General features: G+C 37.1%; 14 protein-coding genes. 7 read left to right on the top strand and 7 right to left on the bottom strand.

The genetic code is table 11. The features are described from left to right. Positions 1 to 16 precede the first annotated feature (16 nt). Both KP712_RS05515 and KP712_RS05510 read left to right on the top strand, forming a co-directional pair. Positions 17 to 1,213 (top strand): efflux RND transporter periplasmic adaptor subunit, encoded by a 1,197-nt coding sequence (locus KP712_RS05515; protein WP_065265386.1) that lies wholly within the window; start codon positions 17 to 19, stop codon positions 1,211 to 1,213. Positions 1,214 to 1,232: 19 nt separating this feature from the next. Continuing rightward, on the top strand, positions 1,233 to 4,310 hold the full coding sequence (locus KP712_RS05510) for an efflux RND transporter permease subunit (RefSeq protein WP_065265385.1): 3,078 nt from the start codon (positions 1,233 to 1,235) through the stop codon (positions 4,308 to 4,310). A gap of 75 nt (positions 4,311 to 4,385) precedes the next feature. Here KP712_RS05510 and proB read toward each other — a convergent pair whose 3' ends face one another. Further along, positions 4,386 to 5,489 (bottom strand): glutamate 5-kinase, encoded by a 1,104-nt coding sequence (gene proB / locus KP712_RS05505; protein ID WP_065265384.1) that lies wholly within the window; start codon positions 5,487 to 5,489, stop codon positions 4,386 to 4,388. A gap of 100 nt (positions 5,490 to 5,589) precedes the next feature. Between proB and folA the strand changes: the two genes are divergently transcribed. Continuing rightward, entirely contained in the window at positions 5,590 to 6,078 is a 489-nt protein-coding gene (folA, locus tag KP712_RS05500) for a type 3 dihydrofolate reductase (protein WP_065265383.1), read from the top strand. Here the strand turns inward: folA and tadA are convergent, their stop codons facing one another. The 6 genes from tadA to ampD form a co-directional block, all read right to left on the bottom strand. Further along, positions 6,079 to 6,612, bottom strand: coding sequence for a tRNA adenosine(34) deaminase TadA (tadA, locus tag KP712_RS05495; protein WP_111407638.1), 534 nt, complete (start codon positions 6,610 to 6,612; stop codon positions 6,079 to 6,081). It abuts the gene before it with no gap. Further along, positions 6,612 to 7,463 carry a thymidylate synthase gene (locus tag KP712_RS05490; RefSeq protein WP_065265381.1) on the bottom strand — a complete coding sequence of 284 codons (852 nt, stop codon included), beginning with the start codon at positions 7,461 to 7,463 and terminating at the stop codon, positions 6,612 to 6,614. Before KP712_RS05490 ends, tadA begins: the two co-directional genes overlap by 1 nt. Positions 7,464 to 7,472: 9 nt before the next feature. Next, positions 7,473 to 8,276: a prolipoprotein diacylglyceryl transferase gene (gene lgt, locus KP712_RS05485; RefSeq protein ID WP_252346373.1), complete on the bottom strand. Its 804-nt coding sequence runs from the start codon at positions 8,274 to 8,276 to the stop codon at positions 7,473 to 7,475. Between the two features lie 8 nt (positions 8,277 to 8,284). Beyond that, a complete protein-coding gene (locus KP712_RS05480; RefSeq protein ID WP_065265379.1) occupies positions 8,285 to 9,082 on the bottom strand; it encodes a sulfite exporter TauE/SafE family protein in 798 nt (265 codons plus the stop codon). Then, positions 9,076 to 9,672 carry an RNA pyrophosphohydrolase gene (rppH, locus tag KP712_RS05475; RefSeq protein WP_065265378.1) on the bottom strand — a complete coding sequence of 199 codons (597 nt, stop codon included), beginning with the start codon at positions 9,670 to 9,672 and terminating at the stop codon, positions 9,076 to 9,078. The genes KP712_RS05480 and rppH overlap by 7 nt, the downstream gene beginning before the upstream one ends. A gap of 525 nt (positions 9,673 to 10,197) precedes the next feature. Then, positions 10,198 to 10,752, bottom strand: coding sequence for a 1,6-anhydro-N-acetylmuramyl-L-alanine amidase AmpD (gene ampD, locus KP712_RS05470; RefSeq protein ID WP_065265377.1), 555 nt, complete (start codon positions 10,750 to 10,752; stop codon positions 10,198 to 10,200). A gap of 114 nt (positions 10,753 to 10,866) precedes the next feature. Between ampD and ppdD the strand changes: the two genes are divergently transcribed. Genes ppdD through KP712_RS05450 form a run of 4 tightly spaced genes read left to right on the top strand, consistent with a single transcriptional unit; the run spans position 10,867 to position 14,601 of the window. Further along, complete coding sequence (gene ppdD, locus KP712_RS05465) at positions 10,867 to 11,307, top strand: prepilin peptidase-dependent pilin (RefSeq protein ID WP_046938705.1); 441 nt, start codon at positions 10,867 to 10,869, stop codon at positions 11,305 to 11,307. Beyond that, entirely contained in the window at positions 11,304 to 12,698 is a 1,395-nt protein-coding gene (locus KP712_RS05460) for a GspE/PulE family protein (RefSeq protein ID WP_065265376.1), read from the top strand. Before ppdD ends, KP712_RS05460 begins: the two co-directional genes overlap by 4 nt. After that, positions 12,695 to 13,912 (top strand): type II secretion system F family protein, encoded by a 1,218-nt coding sequence (locus KP712_RS05455; protein WP_065265375.1) that lies wholly within the window; start codon positions 12,695 to 12,697, stop codon positions 13,910 to 13,912. Before KP712_RS05460 ends, KP712_RS05455 begins: the two co-directional genes overlap by 4 nt. Beyond that, positions 13,912 to 14,601 (top strand): A24 family peptidase, encoded by a 690-nt coding sequence (locus tag KP712_RS05450; RefSeq protein ID WP_065265374.1) that lies wholly within the window; start codon positions 13,912 to 13,914, stop codon positions 14,599 to 14,601. The genes KP712_RS05455 and KP712_RS05450 overlap by 1 nt, the downstream gene beginning before the upstream one ends. Positions 14,602 to 14,628 lie beyond the last annotated feature (27 nt).

Raw genomic sequence — 14,628 nt, 5'->3', positions numbered from 1 at the left:
TAACGGAGCTTTAAACATGAGTCAAACTCAATCTCAGAGACCGAAACGTTCACATACTTTCTTTATGAAAGTGATTTTGGCTGTTTTTGTCTTAATTTTTGCGGGCGTTATTGGTTTTAGTTTTATTCGCAACATGATGATTGGAAAATTTCTAGCCAATATGCCTGAGTCAACGAATCCAGTAACCGCCTTAGAGATTAAGCCTAGCGAATGGACACCTGTAATTAATACAACGGGTCTTGTTCGTCCAAATCAAGGAGCAATGTTAAGTGCACAAAATGCGGGGAGCGTTTCACATGTATTTGTTCAAAATGGACAATCAGTGAAAAAAGGTGATCGTTTAGTGGAGCTAGATAGTTCTGTTGAACGTGCAAGTTTACAAGCTGCAGAAGCTCAACTTCCAGCACTTCGTCAGACTTATCAACGTTATGCAAATCTTTTAAAAAGTAATGCGGCATCTCGTCAAGATGTTGATAATGCAAAATCAGCATATGATGCTCAACTAGCCAATATTGAATCTCTAAAAGCGACCATTGAGCGCCGTAGTATTGTTGCTCCATTTGATGGAAAAGCAGGTATTGTTAAAGTTAATGTAGGGCAATATGTCAATATTGGTACAGAAATTATTCGTGTAGAAGATACGAGTTCAATGAAGGTTGATTTTGCTATTTCTCAAAATGAATTAGATAAATTACATATTGGTCAACGTGTTACAGCAACGACTGATGCGCGTAAAGGCGAAACATTTTCAGCTCATATCACGGCTATTGAACCAGCAATTAATTCATCAACGGGTTTGGTTGATGTACAAGCTACTTTTGAACCCGAAGATGGTCGCCAATTACTTTCTGGTATGTTTTCTCGATTACGCATAGCCTTACCTACAGAGAAAAATCAAGTTGTCGTTCCCCAAGTCGCAATTAGTTACAATATGTATGGTGAAATTGCCTATTTATTGATGCCATTATCAGACAAAGATAAAGAAAAATTATCAGGTAATGATAAATTCGATCGTTTGTATCGAGCTAAACAAATCACTGTATTTACGAAAGATCGTCAAGGTATTTATTCTCAGTTACAAGGTAATGAGATAAAACCAGGTGATAAAATTATTACAGGGGGGCAGCAAAATATTAGCAATGGTAGCCTTGTAGAATGGATTGAAAAAGACATTGTTGGTGGCTCTGAGCCCGCTAAAAAGACTAATCTTTAATTCAACTTAGGAAATACGAATGAAATTTACTGATATCTTTATTCGTCGCCCTGTTTTAGCGATTTCAATTAGCTTGCTTATTATTATTTTAGGATTACAAGCGATTTCAAAACTGGCCGTGCGTGAATATCCTAAAATGACAACTACCGTAATTACGGTAACGACAGCTTATCCAGGTGCAGATGCAAACTTAATTCAAGCTTTTGTGACATCTAAACTTGAAGAGTCTATTGCTCAGGCGGACAATATTGATTATATGTCATCATCAAGTTCACCTAGTGCATCTGTCATTACAGTGAAAATGAAATTAAATACCGATCCTGCAGGAGCATTAGCTGATGTGCTTGCTAAGGTAAATGCGGTACGTTCTGAATTGCCACAGGGTATTGAGGATCCAACAGTGGCTTCCTCTTCAGGTGGTACGGGGATTATGTATATTAGTTTCCGTTCAAAAAAATTAGATTCTAGCCAAGTTACCGATTATATTAATCGTGTGGTGAAACCTCAGTTCTTTACAATAGAAGGTGTTGCCGAGGTACAAGTATTTGGTGCGGCAGAGTATTCGTTACGTATCTGGCTTGATCCTGAAAAAATGGCTGCGCAAAATCTTTCTTCTCCTACAGTGATGTCAGCGTTATCTGCAAACAATGTACAAACTGCCGCCGGTAATGATAATGGCTATTTTGTTACTTATCGTAATAAAGTTGAAACTACAACAAAATCAGTTGAGGATTTAGGCAATTTAATTGTTAGTGCTAAAGGTAATGAGCTTGTTCGGTTACGAGATATCGCCACGATAGAATTGAATAAAGAAAATGATAACTCACGTGCAACAGCGAATGGTTCTGATTCTGTGGTATTAGGGATTAATCCTACTTCAACAGCGAATCCATTAACTGTTGCTGAAAAAATTCGACCGCTCTTTGAAACGATTAAGCAGCAACTCCCTGATAGTATGGAAACCGATATTCTCTATGATCGTACGATTGCGATTAATAGTTCCATACATGAAGTGATTAAAACGATTATAGAAGCGACAGTTATTGTATTAGTCGTCATTTTGATGTTTATTGGCTCACTTCGTGCAATTTTAATTCCAGTATTAACCATTCCAATTTCATTAATTGGCGTGCTAATGATGTTACAAAGTTTGAATTTTTCTATTAACTTAATGACATTGTTAGCTCTTATTCTTGCAATTGGTTTAGTCGTAGATGATGCGATCGTTGTACTTGAAAATGTGGATCGTCATATTAAAGAAGGTGAAACGCCATTTCGAGCGGCAATTATTGGAACACGTGAGATTGCTGTGCCTGTTATTTCAATGACGATTACATTAATTGCGGTTTATTCGCCGATGGCGCTTATGGGAGGAATTACAGGAACGCTGTTTAAAGAGTTTGCATTAACGCTTGCTGGAGCAGTGTTTATATCCGGTATTGTAGCATTGACACTTTCACCAATGATGAGTAGTAAGTTACTTAAAGCTAATGTCAAACCAACGAAACTGGAACAACGCGTAGAACATACACTAAGTAAAGTAAATAAAATTTACGATTATATGCTTGATATTGTTATGCTAAATCGTAAATGTATGCTTACATTTGCTGTGGTAATTTTTGCAACACTACCTTTCTTATTTAATTCACTGTCCAGTGAATTGACACCAAAAGAAGATAAAGGCGCATTTCTGGCAATTGGTAATGCCCCATCTAGTGTTAATGTTGACTATATTCAAGATGCAATGAAGCCATATATGAAGAATGTGATGGATACACCTGAAGTTTCATTTGGTATGAGCATTGCGGGGGCGCCAAGTTCTAATGGCTCACTTAATATTATTACCTTAAAAGATTGGAAAGAAAGAGATCGTAAACAAGCAGCAGTAATGAATGAGCTGAATACAAAAGCAAAATCGATTCCTGAAGTGTCGGTATCGGCGTTTAATTTCCCTGAAATAGATACAGGAGAGCAAGGCCCACCAATTGCTATTGTGTTAAAAACAGCACAGGATTACAAAGCATTAGCAAATACAGCTGAAAGCTTGGAAAAGGCTATGAAAGCATCAGGTAAATTTATTTATACTAATCTGAATTTAGCCTATGACACGGCGCAAATGACAATTTCAGTCGATAAAGAGAAAGCTGGAACTTATGGTATTACGATGCAACAAATAAGTAACACGTTGGGGAGTTTCTTATCAGGTGCAACGATTACTCGAGTGGATGTTGATGGTCGTGCTTATAAAGTGATTTCGCAAGTAAAACGTGATGATCGTTTATCTCCAGAAAGCTTCAAAAACTATTATTTAACAGCATCAAATGGACAATCTGTACCATTAAGTAGTTTAGTTAGTATGAAACTAGAAACGCAGCCAATGTCATTAGCTCGTTTTAGTCAATTAAACTCAGCTGAAATTGGTGCAGTTGCGATGCCAGGTACATCTACAGGTGATGCTATAGCGTGGTTGCAGGATTATTTAAAAAATAACTTACCGCAAGGATATACTTATGATTTTAAATCAGAGGCTCGCCAGCTTATTCAAGAAGGGAATGCACTTGCGGTGACATTTATTTTAGCCGTTATCATTATTTTCCTGGTTCTTGCGATTCAATTTGAATCAATACGAGATCCAATGGTTATTATGATTTCGGTGCCTTTAGCAGTAAGTGGAGCATTACTCACATTAAACTTATTGTCTTTTTTCCAAATTGACGGAACGACATTAAATATCTATTCGCAAGTTGGATTAATTACATTAGTCGGTTTAATTACCAAACATGGTATTTTAATGTGTGAAGTGGCAAAAGAAGAGCAGTTGAATCATGGTAAAACGCGTATTGAAGCAATTACATCAGCTGCGAAAGTACGTTTGCGTCCGATCCTTATGACTACTGCAGCCATGGTTGCTGGATTAATTCCATTACTTTATGCTACGGGCGCTGGGGCTGTATCTCGTTTTAGCATGGGGATTGTTATCGTAGCAGGATTATCTATTGGGACAATTTTCACTTTATTTGTCTTACCAGTAGTTTATAGCTACATTGCAACAGAACATAAGCCATTACCAGAATTTAAAGAAGATTTAACAAATTGATACACATAAAAATTATGTAAAAAAAACCGCACTTTGGGTCAATGAGCAAAGTGCGGTTTTTTTAGTTAAAACATTTTATAAAATAATCAAATCATCACGGTGCATCGCGACAGAGCCATATTCATAACCAAGAATAAATTCAATCTCGGTCGATTTTTTACCTTTAATAAGTTGTAATGCATCACTATTATAACGAGGCATACCAAGCGCAATATCTTTACCGGACTGCGTACGAATCTTTACAACCTCACCACGAGAAAAACATCCTTCAATTGCAATAATACCAGCAGGGAGAAGCGATTTGTTTTGTATTAACATTGCATGTTCTGCACCATCATCAATTGTAATAATGCCAACGGAAGGGGCTGCAAAAAGCCATTGTTTCCGACTTTCTAAACGATCAGATTGATGAGCAATAAATTTTGTACCAATATTATGGTCATAAGCTAAATCAGCGATTACATTTAGCTGATTACCTGGCGCAATAATTGTTTCAATACCTGAACGCGTTGCAACATCAGCAGCGATAATTTTTGTCATCATTCCACCTGTACCAAGATTTGTCCCTGAATCTCCTGCAATAGCACGAATATGATCGGTGATTTGTTCTACGATTGGAATTAATTTTGCATCTGGATTTTTACGCGGATCACTATCAAATAATCCTTGCTGGTCTGTGAGTAGATAAAGTTGTTCAGCTTGAACAAGAATAGCCACTAATGCAGATAAATTATCGTTGTCACCAACCTTAATTTCCGCTGTTGCAACAGCATCATTTTCATTTATCACAGGAATAATTTGATTATCTAACAGGGCATGTAACGTATCGCGAGCATTGAGAAAACGTTCACGATCTTCAATATCCGCACGGGTTAATAAGATTTGTCCAATATGAATATCATAAATAGCAAATAATCTTTCCCAAGCTTGAATTAATTGGCTTTGACCTACTGCAGCAAGTAATTGTTTTGATGCGATTGTTGGGGGTAAGCTCGGATGATTTAAATAGTGTCTGCCAGCCGCAATTGCACCCGAAGTAACGATAACGATTCGAAATCCATCATGGTGTAATTGCGCAATTTGACGAACAATTTCCATCATATGCGGTGAATTTAATTTTGGAGTACCTTGTGTTAGTGTACTTGTTCCAAATTTCACAACTATTGTTTTTTTAGTCATAAGTTTTTCCAAGTTTTTTATTTATATTTTTACGTTATCACTAAATCAATGAAAAATCACTTAATATCAGGTATAGTAAAGTAAATTTTAGGGGAAATTTATGACATTGAGTTTAATTGTAGCGACAACCTTGAATAATGTGATTGGTAAAGATAATCAGATGCCTTGGCATTTACCTGCAGATTTGGCATGGTTTCGCCGTAATACAACAGGTAAGCCTGTAATAATGGGGAGAAAAACTTTTGAAAGTATCGGGAGGCCCTTGCCAAAACGAATAAATATCGTACTTTCTCGTCAACCGTTTGAACATGAAGGGGTAATTTGGAAAAATAGTTTTGAAAGTGCGGTTAATTTTGTGAATGATTGCGATGAAATTATGCTAATCGGTGGTGGTGAATTATTTAAACAATATTTACCAAAAGCGGATAAACTTTATCTTACACAAATTCAATCTGAAATTGAAGGAGATACATTTTTTCCCACACTTGATTGGAACGAATGGATCGTTGAATTTGAAGAATATCGTCAGGCTGATGAAGATAATGAGTATGACTGTCGATTTTTGATTCTTGTTCGTAGCGAAAAATAATTATCTTTCTTCATAAGATACTACATGCAATTGCTGCTTTTGTTTTTCTGCTTTTTTCTGTTCACGGCGTTTCTGAAAAAATGCGCTTAATTTATGACTACACTCTTCTGCTAATACACCAGATGTAATCTCCAGAGTATGATTCATCTTGTAGTCATCAAAAAAATGGAAACGCGATCCAACAGCCCCAGTTTTATAATCAGAAGCGCCGAACACAAGGCGTTTAATTCTACTATGCAAAATCGCCCCTGCACACATTGTGCAAGGCTCCAATGTCACATAAAGCGTGGTATTCAGTAAGCGATAATTTTGGAGATGTTTTGCTCCGTCTCGCAAAGCGATAATCTCAGCATGTGCAGTAGGATCGCTTTGAAAAATGGAGAGATTCCAACCTTCTCCAATAATATTTCCAGCGTCATCAACCAAAACCGCCCCCACAGGAATCTCACCTAACGCTTCCGCTTTATCCGCAAGATCAAGGGCATGGCGCATCATTTTCTCGTCAAATTCTGACCGCACTTTTGCTACATCCATTAGACGGAAAAAGGATATTTAATCGGCTCATGAGATTGATAGCCAATGACTTTGAAATCATCCATCGTGACCCAAGTTTCTAAATCCTCAAGGCTTTTTATATATGGATTGATTTCTAATTTTGGCAATGGGAAAGGCTCGCGTTTAAGTTGTACATCACGCATTAACTCAAGCTGATCTTCATAAATATGTGCATTTACAATTTTATGATATGCCTTGCCTGGTTTTTTACCCGCAATCTGTGCCATAAGCGCCAAGAAAGTAAACACCTGAATTTGATTGAAATTCAATCCAAGTGGAACATCACAGGAACGTTGATAACTAGTAAGATGTAAAGTATCGCCCACAAGAGAAAAAGTATGCGTATGCATACAAGGACGAAGACAACCAAGATCAAACTCCCCTGGGTTAAAGAAGGTTAAAATTTCCCCTCTATCATCAATTCCCTTGGTCAAATTATTAACAATTTTGCGTAGCTGATCGATGGTTTCACCATTAGGTTTACGCCATGCTCTGCCTTGCACACCATATACGCGTCCCATATCATCAACGCCTCTACGGTGAGGATTCGCGAGCCATGCGGCATTTTCATTCGCATTGGCATCCCAAGTTTTAGTACCAAGTGCGCGGAAATCAGCAGCATTGTTATATCCACGAATATAACCTAAAAATTCAGCAATGGCTGCTTTCCAATAACTTTTACGCGTGGTTATCAACGGAAATTGATTATTCGCCACATCATATTCTAAATCTGCATTAATAACTGTGAGACAACGCTTACCTGTACGCTCATTGGCAACCCATTCACCTTCATTAACAATGCGACGACAAAGATCAAGATATTGCTTCATAAAAATCTCCTATTTTATTACCGCACTTTTGCGTGAATACGCCCAAGACATAATTAAAACTCCACCAATAATCATTGGCAAGCAAAGCGCTTGTCCTCGCGTAATAACTCCAAAGAAATTTTCAACTTCAGGTTCACGTACATATTCCACAATAAAACGGAAGATGCCATAACCAATTAAGAATAAGCCGGCTACAGAGCCCATTGGACGTGGCTTTTTAATAAAAATATTCAGAATGGCAAACAACACTATGCCTTCTAGAAAAGCTTCATAAAGTTGTGATGGATGGCGAGGAAGTAATAGAGGATCATTCGGGAAAATCATTGCCCAAGGTACATCCGTTTCGCGTCCCCACAGCTCAAGATTAATGAAATTACCAATTCGGCCTAAACCTAAACCAAACGGAATCAAAGGCGCAACAAAATCAGCCGTTTGCCAAAAATTACGTTTTTGTGAATAAGACGTCCAAATCATGGCAACAATGACGCCTATTAATCCGCCATGGAAAGACATTCCACCTTCCCAAACACGGAACAAATAAAGTGGCTCTTGTAAGAAACGATCCAAATTATAAAAAAATACATCGCCAACACGTCCGCCAATAAATACGCCCATAAAACCGTTGAAAAGTAAAGTATCAACTTGCTCCACTGTCCAACCGCTATTTGGGCGACTAGCACGGCGAACCGCAAGCCAGCGTGCAAAAATAAAACCCAAAAGGTACATCAAACCATACCAACGTAAGCCGATATTGCTATCACCAAGAGTAAAAATGGTTGGATCAAAATGTGGAAGTGTTAGGTATTGATTCATAATTTCCCTTATTTTAGAAACATATTAATAGCAATAGCGATTAGTAATACTGCAAAACCTTTTTTCAATGTAGTTACAGGCAGTTTTGCAGTGGCATTTGCACCAAGTTTTGAAGTGAAAAATGATGTCGTAGTAATACCTGCAACAGCAGGTAAGTAAATATAGCCTAAAGAATATTCAGGCATACTAGGATTACCTAAGCCTCCTAGCATAAAACTAAACATCCCAGATGTGCCGAGTAGCATGCCACAAAATGCCGAAGAACCAATAGCCTTTTTCATATCAATACCACGTGAAGTTAAAAATGGTACGATAAAGCCGCCTCCGCCGATACCCGCGGCACTGGATGCGATACCAATTAAAATGCCACCAATAATGGAAGATAAGGTAGTTAAAGGTTTTATTTTCTTGTGTGATTTAGGTTTAATAGATAACACCATTTTTATGGCAAGATAGATAACTAGGCAGGCAAATAATTTTGATGAAATATCACGATCCAGTTTTCCGATAAAAAAACCGAAAATAAAGACAGTTAGCATGATGGAAGGTGCAAGAATCTTCACTGCTTTCCAGACAACATTACCTAATTTATGGTGACGTTGAGCTGATGAAAATCCAGTGATAACAATAGTGGCAAAAGAAGTACCAAGTGCAGTAGACATGAGAAGCGGTTCAGGTACTCCCATAATGGGTAGCAGATAGACTAACGTAGGAACAATGACTAATCCACCACCAATACCAAAAAGACCCGCTAAAAAGCCTACAACAGCGCCAACTAACAAGCAAAGTATGAGAAAAGTTAGCATGAATCATTCCTTGTTTTATAAAACGGACGTTTAGAATATTTCGATGTATTGCGCTTTTTATTATATGAATAATGCTTTTGTTCTGTATCATATATAGTCGTATGAATAGGAGGATTATCTGAGAACAATATGTTAGAAAATTCCTTCATTGCCTTACGATATACATCCTTTTTAAAGGATACAACTTGGCGAACAGGATACCAAAAACTCACCCAACGCCATCCATCAAATTCTGGCGATTTGGTTGTTTGCATATTGATATTTTTTTCATCGCCGACAAGCTGTAACAAAAACCAGCGTTGTTTTTGCCCTATACACATCGGTTTGCTGTCATAACGCAACAAACGTTTTGGTAATTTATAACGCAACCAATGCTTAGATACATATAAAATGCGCACATCTTTAGGCTGTAGACCAACTTCTTCGTACAGTTCACGATACATCGCTTGCTCGGCACTTTCATTATCATTAATGCCACCTTGTGGAAACTGCCACGAATTTTGCCCACAGCGCTTCGCCCAAAGCACTTGCCCGTTGCGATTACAAATCACAATACCCACATTTGGACGGTAGCCATCAAAATCGATCACTATCGTTTTACCTTAAATTTTTCATATAAAAATAGTCTGCAGATTGTTTCATAAATCAGTGTTTTTATCAACCAAAGGGCTGATTACACAATAAAATACACAGATTGTGGATAACATTGTGAATAATGGATTTCTGATTGTGAATTGATTAAGTAAAAACAGGAAAGGATCCTTATCACATAGAACTTGAAAATAAATTGAGTTATTTCCAATCAAAAGATCTAAAACAAAAATAAACCGCACTTTTTACACACAAAAATGCAAGAAAGTGCGGTAAAAAAATACAATTTTTAAAGCGATTCCATTCATCAAAGATCTTTTGGTCATCTCTTTGAGTTATTCAATATTTCTGTGGATAAAATTGTGGTTGAGAAAATCCATAATGTTGTATAACTCAAACAAACCTTTCCAAGATAATTCCAAGGTAAAATTTATCCATTTAAATTCAAGTATTTAGCAGCAAAATATGACAATGTTTGTAATACACAAAAGTCTCTAAATTTTAATGTCTAATTTTTGAACAAATTATTTTAGTCTAGCAAAATAACGCTCCCAATCAAAATATTGACCTGGATCGATCTTACGTCCTGGCGAAATATCACAATGCCCAACAATTCGATCTTTCGTAATCTTAGGATAACTTTTCATGATTAGGTTAGTTAATTCTTGCAATGCCAAATACTGCTCATTAGTAAAAGGTTGTTCATTACTACCTTCCAACTCAATTCCAATGGCAAAATCATTACATTTTTCTCGCCCTTGAAAGCTAGATAATCCAGCATGCCAAGCCCTTTGGTTAAAATTAACATATTGCGTGATTCGCCCATCTCGTTCAATCAAACAATGGGCTGACACACGCATTTGATGAATTTCTTTAAAATAAGGGTGAATCTTAGGATCTAATTTCCCTTGAAAAAAATCATCCACATATCCGCCACCAAATTGTTCTGGCGGTAAGCTAATGTAATGGATCACAAGAAGTGAAATATCCTGTAAATCTGGACGTTCATCAAAATGCGGAGATGGAATTTGTCGACAATCAGTCAGAAATCCTTTCTCAATATCTTTTATTTTTCGCATACATTTTTCCTATTTTTGCGATCAGGATCGCAGAAAAAGTGCGGTTTGTTTTACAAAACCATTTTCCCTTTTCACAATATTTCAGCCAATAAAGGCTTAACGAAAGGAAAATAAATGAAACTAACTACACAAACTACCTTGAAAAAAGGCTTTACATTAATTGAATTGATGATAGTCATCGCCATCATCGCGATTTTAGCTACTATCGCTATTCCTTCTTATCAAAATTATACCAAAAAAGCCGCGGTATCCGAATTACTGCAAGCATCTGCACCTTATAAGTCAGATGTGGAATTATGCGTTTATAGCACAGGTAAACCTTCCAGTTGCTCGGGAGGAAGCAATGGAATTGCGGCTGATATTACAACAGCAAAAGGCTATGTAAAATCAGTGACAACAAGCAACGGTGCAATAACAGTAGCGGGTAATGGTACATTAGACGGAATGAGTTACACACTTACTGCTGAAGGCAATAGTGCAAACGGCGTTACATGGAAAACTACCTGTGGTACAACGAATGCCGATATTTTCCCTGCTGGATTCTGTTCAAAATGATCGACTTAACTAGTGCAAAACCTCGTGTAAAAGCACAAAATGGCGAGATATTTACGATCTCGCCAGAATTATGGGGGCGTAATCAGCAACAACAGTCGCTACTCTTACGTTATTTTGCGTTACCACTCAAAGAAGAAAATAATCGTCTTTGGTTAGGTGTCGATTCCCTTTCTAATCTTTCTGCCTGTGAAACTATTGCGTTTATAACCGGTAAACTTGTTGAGCCTGTTTTATTAGAAAGCACTCAACTTAAAGAACTATTACAACAACTTGCCCCTAATCAACTTCAAGTGGAAGAGCAAGTTAAATACTACCAACATCAAGAACAGTCTCATCTTGAACAACAAGATGACGAGCCCGTCATTCGATTACTTAATCAAATTTTTGAATCCGCTTTACAAAACAATGCCTCAGATATTCATTTGGAGACTTTATCGGATCATTTCCAAGTGCGGTTTAGAATTGACGGTGTTTTACAAGCTCAGCCTCCACTTAGCAAAAATTTAGCGAATCGAATTATTTCTCGCCTAAAACTGCTCGCTAAATTAGATATTAGTGAAACCCGCCTTCCACAAGATGGACGATTTCAATTTAAAACTACGTTTTCTGATATTCTTGATTTCCGTCTTTCAACGTTACCAACTCATTGGGGAGAGAAAGTTGTCCTGAGAGCACAGCAAAATAAACCAGTAGAACTCAGCTTTTCTGAACTAGGCATGACTGAAAATCAACAGCAAGCATTTCAATGCGCACTTAGCCAACCACAAGGATTAATTTTAGTAACTGGCCCAACAGGAAGTGGGAAAAGTATCTCACTTTACACCGCACTTCAGTGGCTGAATACACCAGATAAACATATTATGACCGCTGAGGATCCCATTGAAATTGAGCTTGATGGCATTATTCAAAGCCAAATTAATCCACAGATTGGATTAGATTTTAGCCGTCTATTGCGCACTTTTTTACGTCAAGATCCCGATATCATTATGCTAGGTGAAATTCGAGATGAAGAAAGTGCAATGATTGCACTACGTGCCGCTCAAACGGGGCATTTGGTGCTTTCAACTTTACATACCAATGATGCAATATCTGCCATTTCTCGCTTACAACAACTCGGTATTCAACAACATGAAATTGAAAACAGTTTACTGCTCGTCATTGCGCAACGTCTTGTACGAAAAATCTGTCCAAAGTGCGGTGGAAATTTAATAAATTCTTGTGATTGCCATCAAGGTTATCGAGGTCGAATCGGCGTGTATCAATTTCTACATTGGCAGCAGAATGGTTATCAAACGGATTTTAAAAATTTACATATGAGTGGTTTAGAAAAAGTGAGCCAAGGTATAACAGATGAGAAAGAAATTGAACGTGTGTTAGGTAAAAACTCATGACTAAAAAACTCTTTTATTATCAAGGTAGTAACGCATTAAATCAGAAACAAAAAGGCTCAATTATTGCGGATACGAAACAACAAGCATACTTTCAATTAATAAGCCGCGGGCTTACTCACATCAAATTACAACAAAACTGGCAATTTGGGGCAAAGCCCAAAAATTCAGAAATTAGCGAATTACTCAATCAATTAGCGACATTGCTACAGTCCGCAATTCCGTTAAAAAACAGCCTGCAAATTTTGCAACAAAATTGTACTCAAATTATGCTCAACGAATGGCTTGAGCGACTGCTTCAATCTATTGAATCTGGTTTAGCATTCTCACAAGCCATTGAACAACAAGGGAAATATCTCACTCAACAAGAAATTCAACTGATTCAAGTGGGAGAAATGACGGGAAAACTTTCCGTTGTTTGTAAAAAAATAGCCACACATCGTAGCCAATCTTTAGCATTACAACGCAAATTACAGAAAATTATGCTGTACCCCTCAATGGTGTTAGGAATTTCTCTATTATTGACGCTCGCATTACTGCTTTTTATCGTGCCTCAATTTGCTGAAATGTACAGTGGTAATAATGCTGAGTTACCAACAATAACCGCAATATTGCTCTCTATATCTAATTTTCTTAAGCAAAATATTGGGATTTTGCTATTTTTCGCTTTTAGTTTTTTTCTATTTTATTACTTCTATCTAAAACGCCAGACTTGGTTTCATCAAAAGAAAAATCAACTCCTCTCTATTACGCCTATTTTTGGCACAATTCAAAAGCGTTCACGTTTAGTGAACTTTAGTCAAAGTTTACAAATTATGTTGCAGGCCGGCGTACCGCTTAATCAAGCACTAGACAGTTTTCTCCCTCGCACACAAACGTGGCAAACCAAGAAAACGCTTGTAAATGACATCGTATTAGATAAAGAAGTGCGGTCAATTTTACAATGGGTTTCTCAAGGCTATGCGTTTTCTAATAGCGTAAGTAGCGAGCTTTTCCCAATGGAAGCACAACAAATGCTCCAAATTGGTGAGCAAAGCGGAAAACTCGCTTTGATGCTAGAGCATATTGCGGATAATTACCAAGAAAAACTTAACCATCAAATTGACTTACTCTCACAAATGTTAGAACCATTAATGATGGTGATCATCGGCAGTCTGATTGGGATTATTATGATGGGAATGTATTTACCTATCTTTAATATGGGCGCAGTGATTTAATGATTTACTTAGCCTCATTTTTATTCGGTGGGATTAGTGGCGTAGTTTTATGGTGCTATGTATCGGAGTTTATTACTTGTTTACAGAAAGATATTTATGATGCTTATATTGAATTGTTCCCAGAAAATGCCCCATTTTTTCAACCTGATGCTTCTACAATTCAACAGAAAAAGTGCGGTCATATTTTAGTTTACTTTTTTAGTGTCGGTTTTTTATTTCTCTTTTTGCATTTGATATTAAAAAATGAATCTCTCTTATTATGGGCTGGAGTAGTACTTCTTATGCTTTGGACAATGAGTTACCTTGATTGGCATTATCAACTTATTTCTCCAACGCTTTGCTTAGCATTATTTGCTTTAGGCGTATTAGGGGCTTATTTCTATTTTTCCCCTTTATCGTTAATCGAAAGCTTGCAAAGCTCAGCTGGTTTCTTCTTTGTTTTTGGGCTCATTTATGGAGGGGCAAAAGTTTATTATGGTAAGGAAGTTTTTGGTAAAGGTGATTGGTGGTTGTCATTAGGGTTAGGTAGTTTTACTCCATTGTCACATTTACCACACTTTTTACTCATAGCGTGCTTATTAGGAATCGTTTTTACATTGGTTTATCGACGAAAATCCCGATTCTTACCCTTTGCACCTTTTATGTGTATATCGGCAATCGTGTTATTTATTGTCCAAATTTATACTTAATTTGTACTATTTATGCCAAATAATTTA

This window comes from Haemophilus sp. SZY H68 (assembly GCF_018829685.1).
In the GTDB taxonomy this organism is placed as follows: Bacteria; Pseudomonadota; Gammaproteobacteria; order Enterobacterales; family Pasteurellaceae; genus Haemophilus; species Haemophilus haemolyticus_K.
Note: the sequence above shows the minus strand (reverse complement) of the source record. Positions and strands in the feature narration are given on the sequence as shown.

Excerpts from the sequence above, each read along its gene's own strand:
- KP712_RS05515 (WP_065265386.1), top strand. The coding sequence starts at position 17 with ATGAGTCAAACTCAATCTCAGAGACCGAAACGTTCACATACTTTCTTT.
- KP712_RS05480 (WP_065265379.1), bottom strand. The coding sequence starts at position 9,082 with ATGCTAACTTTTCTCATACTTTGCTTGTTAGTTGGCGCTGTTGTAGGC.
- folA (WP_065265383.1), top strand. The coding sequence starts at position 5,590 with ATGACATTGAGTTTAATTGTAGCGACAACCTTGAATAATGTGATTGGT.
- KP712_RS05455 (WP_065265375.1), top strand. The coding sequence starts at position 12,695 with ATGACTAAAAAACTCTTTTATTATCAAGGTAGTAACGCATTAAATCAG.
- tadA (WP_111407638.1), bottom strand. The coding sequence starts at position 6,612 with ATGGATGTAGCAAAAGTGCGGTCAGAATTTGACGAGAAAATGATGCGC.
- KP712_RS05450 (WP_065265374.1), top strand. The coding sequence starts at position 13,912 with ATGATTTACTTAGCCTCATTTTTATTCGGTGGGATTAGTGGCGTAGTT.
- KP712_RS05490 (WP_065265381.1), bottom strand. The coding sequence starts at position 7,463 with ATGAAGCAATATCTTGATCTTTGTCGTCGCATTGTTAATGAAGGTGAA.
- KP712_RS05460 (WP_065265376.1), top strand. The coding sequence starts at position 11,304 with ATGATCGACTTAACTAGTGCAAAACCTCGTGTAAAAGCACAAAATGGC.
- proB (WP_065265384.1), bottom strand. The coding sequence starts at position 5,489 with ATGACTAAAAAAACAATAGTTGTGAAATTTGGAACAAGTACACTAACA.
- ampD (WP_065265377.1), bottom strand. The coding sequence starts at position 10,752 with ATGCGAAAAATAAAAGATATTGAGAAAGGATTTCTGACTGATTGTCGA.
- lgt (WP_252346373.1), bottom strand. The coding sequence starts at position 8,276 with ATGAATCAATACCTAACACTTCCACATTTTGATCCAACCATTTTTACT.
- KP712_RS05510 (WP_065265385.1), top strand. The coding sequence starts at position 1,233 with ATGAAATTTACTGATATCTTTATTCGTCGCCCTGTTTTAGCGATTTCA.
- ppdD (WP_046938705.1), top strand. The coding sequence starts at position 10,867 with ATGAAACTAACTACACAAACTACCTTGAAAAAAGGCTTTACATTAATT.